Below are 11,318 nucleotides of genomic sequence, written 5' to 3'. Positions count from 1 at the left end.
GAGCAATGAATGCCAATCGGATGATCGACATGATAGTACGTCAGGTCATGCGCCGCCTTGTCAGTAAAGGCGTTGACAAGGGCTTTGATATGGCAAGCCGTATGGGTGGTAAAAACGAACAGCCCGGCGAGGCCAACCGTGCCAACAACAAAGGCCCACGCCCATCCCAGAACCTGAAACAAGCGGAACGAATAACCCGTCAAGCGCGCCGGTTCATGAAGTTCTGATCAGCTAACTGCCTTGAAATGCTTGGACAATTTCAAGCCTTGTCCTTGGTAATTTGAGGCGATGCCAGCCCCGTACAGCTGGGTGGGCATTTCGGCCATTTTCTCATAGACCAGCCGGCCGACGACTTGACCGTGTTCCAACACAAAAGGTGCCTCATGGCAGCGCACTTCAAGCACTCCACGTGATCCAGCACCTCCGGCGGCGGCGTGGCCGAAACCGGGGTCGAAGAAACCTGCGTAATGCACCCGGAATTCACCCACCATGGCTAGATACGGCGCCATCTCGGCGGCATAGAGGGGCGGGATGTGGACGGCCTCGCGGCTGACCAGGATGTAGAAGGCGCCCGGGTCCAGGATGATGCGGCCATCGGTGGTGCGGACCTCTTCCCAGTATTCCTGCGGGTCGTATTCTCCGATCCGGTCCAGATCGATCACTCCGGTATGCGGCTTGGCGCGATAGCCCACCAGATCGGTGTCGGGCAATTGCAAGTCGACCGAAAAACCCAACCCGTCCTGAATCACTGCAGGACCGTCAACCAAGGGCGAGTCACTGTGCAGCGCGGTCAGTTCCGCATCGCTAAGCACGGCCTGACCTTGGCGGAAGCGAATCTGATTGAGCCGCATCCCCGGACGTACCAGCACCGAGAATGAGCGTGGGCAAATCTCCGCGTAAAGCGGGCCGGTATAGCCCGCGGGCACGCGGTCGAATTCGGTGCCGCCATCAGTGATGGTGCGGGTAAGCAAGTCCAGCCGCCCGGTCGAGCTTTTGGCGTTAGCCACAGCCGTCACGGTTTCGGGCAGGGCCAGCGATTCCATCAGCGGCACCAGATAGACGCAGCCTTTTTCCAGAACCGCACCGTCCGTGATGTCGATGCGGTGCATCTCGAACTCAGACAACCGATCCGCGACGGATCGGGTTTCGCCGGCCAGAAACGAGGCACGAACACGGTAAGCCACTGTTCCCAAGCGCAAATCAAGGCTGGCAGGCTGAACCTGCGCAGGGATAACCTCGGGGTTGGCGGTGATTTCACCGCGCGCGATCATCGCTTCGATTTGCTGATTTGGGCATACACCTGTCATTCCGATCCCCCCTGATGCCAGAGCGGGATCTGGCCTGTCTGCCATAAACGTCGGTGTGATTTGGTCGGGCTAGCAGGACTCGAACCTGCGACCTTCCGTCCCCCAGACGGACGCGCTACCAGGCTGCGCCATAGCCCGACGTTGAGGTGTTCATAAAGACTTTCCCGGCAGGGGCAAGAGGAAATCATCGCCTTTTTTCTTATCCCGCCGTTCGGTTTTCAATGCGGTTAAGAACGGCGCGAAGGTCCTTTGCCACCGGAGCGATCTGTTTCAGCAGATCGTCATCGAAATCGGTGCGATTCCATGCCTGCGTTGCGATTCCACCCAGCAGGGGGGCCTCATCCAGAAACTCCGGTGTGGGTTGCGCCGCGACCGGCTGCGGTTTGGGTTCAGCAGGCTCCACCTTAGGGGCCTCGGCAACGGGTGCAGCGTCGTCCAGATTTAGGTTGATCTGTTCGCTTGTCTCGACTGGCTTAGAAGAGAAGGGCACAACTACACTGTCGTTAGCGGTGGCGTCCGATTTGGCCACCTCGTCCAACCCTTGCGAAAGCGCGGAAACATGCGCCACGCCTTGTTCGCGCAGGATACGTTGAACGCCTTTGATGGTTATCCCGTCCTCGTGCAGCAGTTTCTTGATACCGCCTAGCAGGCGCATGTCGTTGGGTCGGTAATAACGCCGCCCTCCGGCACGCTTTACCGGTTTGACCTGATTGAAACGGCTTTCCCAGAATCGCAGGACATGAGCCTGAACGCCCAGCCAGTCCGCAACTTCACTGATCGTGCGAAAGGCGTCGGGGGACTTGCTCATGACCGTGTCGTCCTGATCTTACTTACGGTTCCCTGCGGCGACGCGATCCTTCATCAGGTGCGACGGGCGGAACGTCAGAACCCGGCGGGGTTGAATCGGAACCTCTTCGCCGGTTTTGGGGTTGCGGCCGATGCGGGCAGTTTTGTCCCGAACGCTGAACGTGCCGAATGACGAAATCTTCACCTGCTCGCCGCGCACCAAAGCGTCGGACATGTGGTTCAGAACGCTTTCGACCAGCTGCGCACTTTCGTTGCGTGACAGGCCAACCTCACGAAAGACGGCCTCGCTCAGATCCATTCGGGTCAGTGTTTTATCGCCCATACCATTTCCCCTGTTGATACCGCAGAATACGGCGAGGGGAAATTCGCTGTCAATATCAATGAATTGCAAGTCTGCGTGTAAGCCGAATTGCGCCGGTTACCAGCGCAGCACAACCGCGCCCCAGGCCAGACCGCCGCCGATGGCCTCGGTCACAAGCAGATCGCCCTGCTTGATTTGCCCGCGCTGTTTGCCGACGGACAAGGCAAGAGGAATCGACGCGGCCGATGTGTTGCCATGGTCCTGAACGGTGACGACGACGTTTTCCATCGGCAGGCCCATTTTCTTGGCGGTACCCTGAATAATACGGATATTTGCCTGATGGGGCACAATCCAATCGACGTCAGTGTTGCTGAGGCCAACGCTTTGCAAAGCGGTTTCCGCCGTTTTGGCCAGTTTTTCGACCGCATGGCGGAACACCTGATTACCTTGCATCCGCAGATGCCCGGTCGATTGGGTCGACACACCGCCATCGACGTAAAGCAGGTCCTTGAACCGGCCGTCCGAATTGAGGTCGGTCGCCAGAATGCCACGATCCTGCGCACTGCCTTCGCCCTCTTGCAGCTCCAACACTAGCGCACCAGCGCCATCACCGAACAGCACGCAGGTGGACCGGTCCGTCCAGTCCATGATTCGCGAGAAGGTTTCGGCCCCGATGACCAGAACGCGCTTGGCCTGACCGGATACGATCAGGGCGTTGGCATTGGTTAGCGCAAAGACGAACCCGGCGCAGACGGCCTGAACGTCAAAGGCAAAGCCTTTGGTCATGCCCAACTGTGCCTGCACCATGGTTGCGGCAGATGGGAAAGTCAGATCGGCGGTCGAAGTTGCCACAATGATCGCATCGATATCGTCAGCCACTAGCCCCGCATCGGCCAGCGCGGCCTCGGCTGCCTTGGTGGCCAGATCGGACGTTGTTTCGTTTTCGGCGGCGAAATGGCGGCGCTCGATACCCGAGCGGGTCTTAATCCACTCATCCGTTGTATCGAGCGTCTTTTCAAACTCGGAATTCGGAACGATGCGCTCTGGCAAATAGTGTCCGACACCAACGACAACTGAACGGCCTGCCATGCTTGGGTACTGCCTTTTTTGTTATTCGCCAGCCTTTGGCGGCGTGTGGGCGGCATCTTGTGCAAGCTCGGCTGTCGATGCAACCCGTGCCGCCAATTTTTCGGCGAAACCAGACTGGGCCAGGGTAAAGGCCAGTTTGACTGCTGCCGAGACTCCGATGGCATCCGCGCCACCATGTGATTTGACCACGGTTCCGTTGAGGCCAAGAAAAACGCCGCCATTTACTTGGCGCGGGTCGATACGCTTTTTCAAACGATTTAACGACGTGATCGCCAGTACCGAAGCGAGGCGTGACAGCGGTGAATACTTGAACGCTTTGCGCAACAGGTCGCCAATCAGGCTGGCGGTGCCTTCGCCGGTCTTAATGGCAACGTTGCCGGTAAACCCATCAGTGACAATGACATCCGCCTTGTCGCCGGGAATGTCGCTGCCTTCAACGAAACCGACAAAATCGAAATTCGCCTGCTCTGCGAATTCCGTGATCATAGCATGTGCTTCTTTAAGCTCGGCGCGGCCCTTGTGTTCTTCGGTGCCCACGTTCAAGAGACCGATCCGAGGACGTTCCAGCGCCATGCCGTTGCGCGCATAGGATGCACCCATCAGCGCATATTGCAGCAGATCCTTGGCGTCGGCGCGCACATCCGCGCCCACATCCAGCATCACGTTGAACCCCTGCGGGTTGCGCGATGGCCACAGAATCGCAATCGCCGGACGGTTTACACCGGGCAATTTGCGCAACCGCATCATCGACAGCGCCATCAGCGCGCCGGTGTTGCCGCAGGAAACGGCGCCATGCGCCTCACCTTGCCGCACTGATTCCAGCGTTGACCACATCGAGGTCTGCTTGCCGCTGCGGACAACCTGACTGGGCTTGTCCTCCATCGTGACTACATCGGGGCAATCACGAAAAACGACGCGCCCCTGCAGGACACGCCGTTTGGCAACAAGTTTGCGCAGCGTAGGCTCAGGCCCGTGCAGAATAAACGCGATATCGGGGTTTTTGATTGCCGATTTGGCAATGCCCGCAACCACAGTCGCGGGCCCCGAGTCTCCGCCCATAGCGTCAACCGAGATGGTAATCCGTCCGGCGTGCGAGGGCTGTTCAGTCATTCCTTGCCTGCGCTTTTAAAGGCTTAGGCCGCGTCTTCGTCCAGGTCGATTTCGTCGGCCTGTGCGACGACTTCGCGGTCATCGTAGTGGCCACAGGACGCGCAGACGTGGTGCGGGCGCTTCAGCTCGCCGCAGTTGGGGCATTCGTTCGGGTTTGCAGCAACCAGAGCGTCGTGTGCGCGGCGGTTGTTGCGACGCGACTTGGAAACTTTGTTCTGTTGGACGGCCATGGTCTCAACCTTTGTCTACTGAGGGCCAACAGATTCGCTGTGGGCCGGGTTTCATTCTTCGTTTATCTCGTGGTTTGACGCGCGTTTAGGGGACGATCCCCGCAATGTCCAACCCAAATTCCGATGAGCGCGCGAAAATACTGCGATTCTCGACATGTTCAAGCGATTTTTCTGAGGGCCTGATATGACAGGAAAACAGACCTATGTCACTCGTCTTTTTTCAGCGCGTCGCGCAGACCGGCCAGACCGGCAAAGGGCTTGACGTCTTCGTCTGTCATGGCCTGTTTGCCCGGCTCGGTATAGTCGGCCTGTCCCAGTTCGGCACCGTCTTTACGTGGGTATTGGGGCAGGGCCAGCGACAGGGCCTCGACCATGACAAGCGCTGGGTCGATCTCAGCACCAAGCTGTTCGGTTTCATCACCTTCGGGAATTTCAAACTCGGGCTCTTCTGGATCAACCCAATCGGCCACATAGATTCGCGCGACCGGGATGTCGATGCGTGTGGTCACCGGTTCCAATGTCACCACGCAGGGCTGAATCACTGTAGCCCCCAGTTTTCCGTTCAATGCCCAGTCGCGCTTGCCCTGTGCCCTTACGTCACCCACAAAGCTGAGCTTGCGTAGGCCAAGCAAGCCCAACTCGTCCCTGATAGCCTCCAAAGCCTTTGCGTCTGGGCGCAACTCAAAGGGGGTTGGTGCATTTTGGGGCAGATCGGCCACCCGCAGAGATGTCTGGTTGCTCATTCGTGACCCTTTCCTGTGTTGAACCGGGGCTGCGGTTTGATGTAAGCGGATAGGGTCCGTAACGGGCCAAGGCAAGAGGGTGTGAATGTTGAAGGTTGTGAACAGGTTGAAACCGGCGTCGAAAACGCTTGTCTTTGCGGCCTGTCTGGTAGCGGCTGGTGCATGTTCGCCGGTCTTCAAGAATCACGGATATGTCCCAACGCCCGAGGATCTGGCCGAGGTCAAAGTGGGTGTGGACACCCGCGACAGTGTGATCGAGGCGGTCGGCGCCCCCAGTTCGTCCGGCGTGATCCGCGATTCCGGGTTCTACTACGTCCGGTCACGCATTCGTCATTACGGCCCGAAAAAGCCCGAAGTGGTCTCGCGTGAGTTGGTGGCGATCAGCTTTGATGACCGGGGCGTGGTTCGGAACATCGAACGGTTCGGGCTTGAGGATGGTATTGTCGTCACGCTGGATCGCCGGATTACCGAGTCCACGATTCAGGGTCAGGGCTTTATCCGTCAGCTGTTGGGTAACATCGGTAACTTTAACCCGGCCAATATTCCCGGCACGTCACAGTAATTTATAGCCACATCTTGCGATGGTCATGCGGCAGTCACACATTGTGTGATAGGGGCATGGCAAGAGGAAACAGGTCAGCAACCGCGGAGGATGCGACCATGGCACTATTGCTTGGTAAGGGGCGGTATCGCGCCCGGCTGGCGCAATCGCGGCAGGACCTGGCGGCGGCACAGCAGCTGCGGATGTTGGCCTTTGGGACAGAAAATATCGATCAGGACGATTTCGATTCGGTCTGTGCCCATATTCTGGTCGAAGATGTGCGCGCAGGCGGGCAGGTGGTCTGTTGTTTCCGCATGCTGACCATGGCGGATGGCACTGAAATCGGCCGCAGCTATTCGGCGCAGTTCTATGATCTTTCGGCGCTTGCGGGGTTTAGTGGTCGGATGGTTGAGATGGGGCGGTTTTGCGTTCATCCGGACTGGACCGACCCAGACATTCTGCGTGTCGCCTGGGGGGCAATGACGGCCTATGTGGATCAGAATGATGTCGAGATGCTGTTTGGCTGTTCGTCCTTCGCCGGGACCGAAACCGAGGAGTATCTGGATGCGTTCGCGATTCTAAAGCACAGGCATCTCGCCCCAAAACGTTGGCTGCCACGGGTCAAGGCACCGGATGTATTCCGCTTTGCCACGCGTCTGCGTCGCAGGCCGGATGTGAAAAAGGCGATGTTGCGGATGCCGCCCTTGCTGCGTACTTATCTGATGATGGGCGGCTGGGTCAGTGACCATGCGGTCGTCGATCGTCATATGAATACGCTGCATGTGTTCACCGGGCTTGAGATTGGTGCGATTCCCCCGGCACGGAAACGATTGTTGCGGGCGGTGGTTCGGTAATCCCCGTTGACCCCTTGGCCTTGCCGGTTTAGCTGGCGGGCATGGCGAGAATTCCTTTGTTGCAGATGTCCGGCATTTCCCTGACCTTTGGGGGTGATCCGGTGTTTTCGGGGCTGGACCTGGTGGTGCAGCCGGGCGACCGTGTCGCGTTGGTGGGGCGCAATGGGTCCGGCAAATCAACTTTGATGAAAGTAATGGCCGGTCTGGTCGAGCCCGACCAAGGCGACATTGTGATTCCGCCCGGTAAATCCGTGGGCTACATGGAACAAGATCCAACCATGCTAGGGTTCACCACGCTCGGCGACTATGCCTCAAGCGGATTAGAACCGGGTGAGCTGTACAAAGTTGAACGTGCCGGAGAGGGGCTGAAATTCGACCCGTCGCGCCCGGTCGAAACGGCCTCGGGCGGCGAGCGGCGACGCGCGGCTTTGGCCAAGCTGATGGCCGAGGCGCCAGACCTGATGCTGCTGGACGAGCCGACCAACCACCTGGATATCGAAGCCATCGCCTGGCTCGAGCGTGAGCTGGGCGCGACGCGGGCTGCGTTTGTTCTGATCTCGCACGACCGCGCGTTTTTGCGGGCATTAACCCGAGCCACGCTTTGGATTGACCGCGGAATGGTGCGGCGACAAGAACAGGGGTTCGACGTTTTCGAAACCTGGCGTGACAAGATCTGGGAGGAAGAGGATCAGCAGCGGCACAAAATGAACCGCCTGATCAAGTCCGAGGCGAAATGGGCCGTTGAAGGCATCAGCGCACGGCGCAAGCGCAATCAAGGCCGCGTTCGCGCCCTGCAGGCGTTGCGGGCCGAAAAGGCGGCGCAAATCAAACGCCAGGGCTCGGCCGCGATGACGCTTGAGGCAGGGCCGAAATCCGGGCGAAAAGTGATCGAGGCCAAAGGCTTGGCCAAGTCCTTTGATGCGCAACAGATCGTGCGGAATTTCGACTTATTGGTGCAACGCGGTGATCGGGTGGCTTTTGTCGGACCCAATGGTGTAGGCAAGACGACCCTGCTGAAAATGCTGCTTGGACAAGAGCAACCGGATGAGGGGTCGGTGACCCTGGGTACCAATCTTGAGGTTGCGGTGTTCGATCAGACTCGCGCGCAACTGGACCCGGAAATGAGCCTTTGGGACAGCCTGACCGGTGACCCCGAGATGCGGGTGTCGGGCAAGGCCGATCAGGTAATGGTCGGCGGGCAACCCAAACACGTGGTTGGCTACCTCAAGGAATTCCTGTTCGACGAACGGCAGGCAAGAGCGGCGGTTAAGTCCTTGTCGGGCGGCGAAAAAGCGCGGTTGTTGCTGGCCAAGCTAATGGCCAAATCCTCGAACCTGCTGGTACTGGACGAACCGACCAACGATCTGGATGTTGAAACGCTGGATCTGTTGCAGGAACTGCTGGACGATTATGACGGCACCGTTCTGCTGGTCAGTCACGACCGAGATTTCCTGGATCGCGTCGCCACTACGACCATCGCGATGGAGGGCAATGGCCGCGCAATCGTCTATGCGGGTGGGTGGTCGGACTATATTGCACAGCGAGGGGAGGTTGCGGAAAGGAAGGTAGAAAAATCAAAACCCTCAAAGCAAAAGGTCAAGCTGGAAAGTCAGGCGAAATCGGGTCTGTCTTTCTCCGAAAAACACCGGCTTGAGAAACTACCCGCCGAAATCGCCCGGCTTGAGGCCGAGATCGGCAAACTGGAAGACCTCATGTCCGATCCCGAATTGTTCACTCGCGAACCGGTTAAATTCCAGAAGGCGACCGAGGCGTTGGTCGAGCGGCAGGAAAAACTGGCCGCAGCCGAGGATGAGTGGCTGATGCTCGAAGAAAAGGCCGAAGGCGCTTAGGACTGTTTCAGCGCTCGGGCAGGGTTTCCAACGACCGTTTCTTCGGCCGCGACGTCTTTGGTCACGACGCTGCCCGCACCGATGGTGGCATTGTCGCCAATTGTGATGCCGGGCATCAGGATGGCTCCACCGCCCACCCAGACATTCCGCCCAATCGTCACTGGCAGGCCGATTTCTAGACCCTGCGCTCGCTCAACCGGGTCTTTGGCGTGTTGGGCGCAATAAACCTGAACGTGCGGTCCGAACATCGTGCCGTCTCCGACCCTCACCGGCGCGGTATCCAGAACCACGCAGCCTGCGTTGAAGTAAACGTGCTGGCCTAGATGGATGTTCAACCCATAGGCGCAGTGAAAAGGAGCCTCGAGAAAGCAATCCGACCCGACGTTGCCGAACAACGCCAGCAATTCCGGTGCTATCGCACCGCGGGTATCCGGCGGACAGGTGTTATGCGCGTGAACCGCGCGTCGAGCCTGTGCGCGCAGGGCATCCAATTCCGGATCCAGACAGCAATACCACTCTCCGGCCTGCATCTTTTCGCGTTCGGTCATGAAACTGACCTAGCGCATTCGCAGGGCACCGTCGATGCGGATGACCTCTCCGTTCAGGTATCCCATCTCGACGATAAACCCGGCCAGTCGCCCGTATTCACGCGGATCACCCAGACGGGCCGGGTTGGGGACGTCAGCGGCCAGTTGCTGCTGTACCTCTTCTGGTAGACCGGCCAGCATCGGGGTCATGAAGATACCGGGCGCGATGGCCATCACCCGTATCCCGGTCGAGGCCAGATCGCGGGCCATCGGCAGGGTCATCCCGACCACTCCACCTTTTGAGGCCGCATAGGCCGCTTGTCCCTTTTGCCCGTCAAAGGCCGCGATCGATGCGGTATTGATGATCACACCGCGTGCGCCGTCGGGCTCAGGGTCATTCTTTGCCATTTCAGCCGCAGCCAGGCGCGAGACGTTGAATGTGCCCACCAGATTGATGTCGATGGTGCGTTGAAAGGCGTCCAGAGGGTGGGGGCCGTCTTTGCCCACCGTCTTGATGCCATAAGCGATTCCGGCGCAGTTCACGGCGGCCGTGATCTTGCCCATATTGTTCATCGCCCGATCGATCGCTGCGGCAACGGATTCCTCGTTCGTCACGTCCGTTTCAGCAAAATGCCCTCCGATTTCCTCCGCGACCTGAGTGCCACGGACGGCGTCGCGGTCCAGAATAGTGACCTGCGCGCCGCGCTCGGCAAAGTGGCGTGCGGTTGCTTCGCCCAGCCCCGAAGCACCGCCAGTGATGATCGCGGATGTGGTGGACAATTGCATGGCGGAGGTCTCCTCTCAGGATATGAACGTATGTTCAGTTAATCTGAGGATTTAGGTGATGTCCACAATTCGGACGAGATTTTTCAAAGTTTTATGCCGTTTCTCAAGCGATTCTCAGAGGAACTTTAACTGCGCTTAATGGGAAAGTCTCACATCGGTACCTATCAATTTGACGCGTCGAGGGGGCGCCGAACAAGGAGACAAGTGTTATGCGTAAGAGTTTGAAAGTCGGAATTCCTGTGCTGGTAACAGCACCTTTTCTGACTGTGATGACGGTAAGCAGCGCCGCAGCTGCGCCAGAGGTGTGCAACTGGAAGACCGCCCGGGATGCTGCAAATCGGGGGGATTATCAGGCGCTGTGTGATTGTCAGCAGGTGACACCCAGCTTTCTGGAACGCCTGCAACAACGATCGGATTTCGCGACCACATTGCGCAACACAACGGCGCAATGCCCAGGATTGGCTTCGTTGTTGACCGACCAACCAACGGGTTCGATTGGTGCATCGGGAAGTCCAGGCGAGGCGCGGGGAAATGATCAGTTTGCCGGTCTTGATTCAGATAACGGAGGCGGTTCCGGGTCTGGCGGCGGAGGCGAAGGTGGTAACCCCGGCAACGGCGGCGGTGGCCCCGGTGACGGTGGCGGCGACCCCGGTGATGGTGGTGGTGATCCCGGTGACGGCGGCGGTGACCCAGGCAACGGCGGTGGCGGCGGCAACGGCGGCAACAACGGCGGCGGCAATGGCGGCAACAACGGCGGCGGCAATGGTGGCAACAACGGCGGCGGCAATGGCGGCAACAACGGCGGAGGCAATGGCGGCAACAACGGTGGTGGCAACGGCGGCAACAACGGCGGCGGCAACGGTGGCAACAACGGCGGCCCCGGTAATGGTAACGGAAACAACGGGAATTCCGGCAACGGCGGTGGCAATAACGGCGGCTCTGGCCCCGGCACCGGAAACGGTGGCGGCAATAGCGGCAATGGCAATGGCGGCGGCGGTCACGGCGGAGGCAAAGGCGGCCACGGCGACGGTAAAGGAGGCCATGACGGTGGCAAAGGCGGCCACGGCGACGGTAAAGGCGGCGGCAAAGGAGGCCATGGCGGTGGTAAAGGTGGCCACGGCGACGGTAAAGGCGGCGGCAAGGGCGGCAAGCGTTAACCGCGCCGATGTGAAC

General features: G+C 59.1%; 14 protein-coding genes and 1 tRNA gene. 5 read left to right on the top strand and 10 right to left on the bottom strand.

Annotation, left to right across the window (positions count from 1 at the left end; genetic code table 11):
- Positions 1 to 5 precede the first annotated feature (5 nt).
- Positions 6 to 227 (top strand): hypothetical protein, encoded by a 222-nt coding sequence (locus tag ACR0M2_RS06560; RefSeq protein WP_480704333.1) that lies wholly within the window; start codon positions 6 to 8, stop codon positions 225 to 227.
- Here ACR0M2_RS06560 and ACR0M2_RS06555 read toward each other — a convergent pair whose 3' ends face one another.
- The 8 genes from ACR0M2_RS06555 to ACR0M2_RS06520 form a co-directional block, all read right to left on the bottom strand.
- Complete coding sequence (locus ACR0M2_RS06555; RefSeq protein WP_170358869.1) at positions 228 to 1,307, bottom strand: 2'-deoxycytidine 5'-triphosphate deaminase; 1,080 nt, start codon at positions 1,305 to 1,307, stop codon at positions 228 to 230.
- A gap of 61 nt (positions 1,308 to 1,368) precedes the next feature.
- Positions 1,369 to 1,445 (bottom strand) — tRNA-Pro (locus ACR0M2_RS06550).
- Positions 1,446 to 1,506: 61 nt separating this feature from the next.
- Positions 1,507 to 2,115, bottom strand: a complete 609-nt coding sequence (locus tag ACR0M2_RS06545; protein ID WP_480704332.1) for a MerR family transcriptional regulator — start codon at positions 2,113 to 2,115, stop codon at positions 1,507 to 1,509.
- A gap of 18 nt (positions 2,116 to 2,133) precedes the next feature.
- Positions 2,134 to 2,436: an integration host factor subunit alpha gene (gene ihfA, locus ACR0M2_RS06540; RefSeq protein WP_008755922.1), complete on the bottom strand. Its 303-nt coding sequence runs from the start codon at positions 2,434 to 2,436 to the stop codon at positions 2,134 to 2,136.
- Between the two features lie 96 nt (positions 2,437 to 2,532).
- Positions 2,533 to 3,504 (bottom strand): beta-ketoacyl-ACP synthase III, encoded by a 972-nt coding sequence (locus ACR0M2_RS06535; RefSeq protein ID WP_480704331.1) that lies wholly within the window; start codon positions 3,502 to 3,504, stop codon positions 2,533 to 2,535.
- Between the two features lie 21 nt (positions 3,505 to 3,525).
- The gene (gene plsX, locus ACR0M2_RS06530) at positions 3,526 to 4,614 is read right to left on the bottom strand and encodes a phosphate acyltransferase PlsX (protein ID WP_170348975.1); all 1,089 of its coding nucleotides are present in this window, start codon (positions 4,612 to 4,614) and stop codon (positions 3,526 to 3,528) included.
- A 23-nt stretch (positions 4,615 to 4,637) separates the two neighbouring features.
- Complete coding sequence (rpmF, locus tag ACR0M2_RS06525) at positions 4,638 to 4,844, bottom strand: 50S ribosomal protein L32 (protein ID WP_008756996.1); 207 nt, start codon at positions 4,842 to 4,844, stop codon at positions 4,638 to 4,640.
- Between the two features lie 206 nt (positions 4,845 to 5,050).
- Positions 5,051 to 5,587: a YceD family protein gene (locus ACR0M2_RS06520; protein WP_170375703.1), complete on the bottom strand. Its 537-nt coding sequence runs from the start codon at positions 5,585 to 5,587 to the stop codon at positions 5,051 to 5,053.
- A gap of 85 nt (positions 5,588 to 5,672) precedes the next feature.
- Here ACR0M2_RS06520 and ACR0M2_RS06515 point away from each other — a divergent pair, with 85 nt between their 5' ends.
- From ACR0M2_RS06515 to ACR0M2_RS06505, 3 genes are all read left to right on the top strand, one after another.
- Positions 5,673 to 6,149, top strand: coding sequence for an outer membrane protein assembly factor BamE (locus tag ACR0M2_RS06515; protein WP_480704330.1), 477 nt, complete (start codon positions 5,673 to 5,675; stop codon positions 6,147 to 6,149).
- Positions 6,150 to 6,247: 98 nt separating this feature from the next.
- Positions 6,248 to 6,982 carry a GNAT family N-acetyltransferase gene (locus ACR0M2_RS06510; RefSeq protein ID WP_480704329.1) on the top strand — a complete coding sequence of 245 codons (735 nt, stop codon included), beginning with the start codon at positions 6,248 to 6,250 and terminating at the stop codon, positions 6,980 to 6,982.
- A gap of 41 nt (positions 6,983 to 7,023) precedes the next feature.
- Positions 7,024 to 8,832, top strand: a complete 1,809-nt coding sequence (locus ACR0M2_RS06505; RefSeq protein ID WP_480704328.1) for an ABC-F family ATP-binding cassette domain-containing protein — start codon at positions 7,024 to 7,026, stop codon at positions 8,830 to 8,832.
- Here ACR0M2_RS06505 and ACR0M2_RS06500 read toward each other — a convergent pair.
- Positions 8,829 to 9,380 carry a sugar O-acetyltransferase gene (locus tag ACR0M2_RS06500; RefSeq protein ID WP_170358858.1) on the bottom strand — a complete coding sequence of 184 codons (552 nt, stop codon included), beginning with the start codon at positions 9,378 to 9,380 and terminating at the stop codon, positions 8,829 to 8,831. The two genes, ACR0M2_RS06505 and ACR0M2_RS06500, sit on opposite strands and share 4 nt — an antisense overlap.
- A 9-nt stretch (positions 9,381 to 9,389) precedes the next feature.
- The gene (locus tag ACR0M2_RS06495) at positions 9,390 to 10,145 is read right to left on the bottom strand and encodes a 3-hydroxyacyl-CoA dehydrogenase (RefSeq protein WP_480704327.1); all 756 of its coding nucleotides are present in this window, start codon (positions 10,143 to 10,145) and stop codon (positions 9,390 to 9,392) included.
- Between the two features lie 209 nt (positions 10,146 to 10,354).
- Here ACR0M2_RS06495 and ACR0M2_RS06490 point away from each other — a divergent pair, with 209 nt between their 5' ends.
- Positions 10,355 to 11,302, top strand: coding sequence for a hypothetical protein (locus ACR0M2_RS06490; RefSeq protein ID WP_480704326.1), 948 nt, complete (start codon positions 10,355 to 10,357; stop codon positions 11,300 to 11,302).
- Positions 11,303 to 11,318 lie beyond the last annotated feature (16 nt).

Source organism: Ruegeria sp. BE10 (assembly GCF_056538905.1).
The sequence above is the reverse complement of the archived record's forward strand: the minus strand, read 5'-3'. Positions and strand labels throughout refer to the sequence as shown.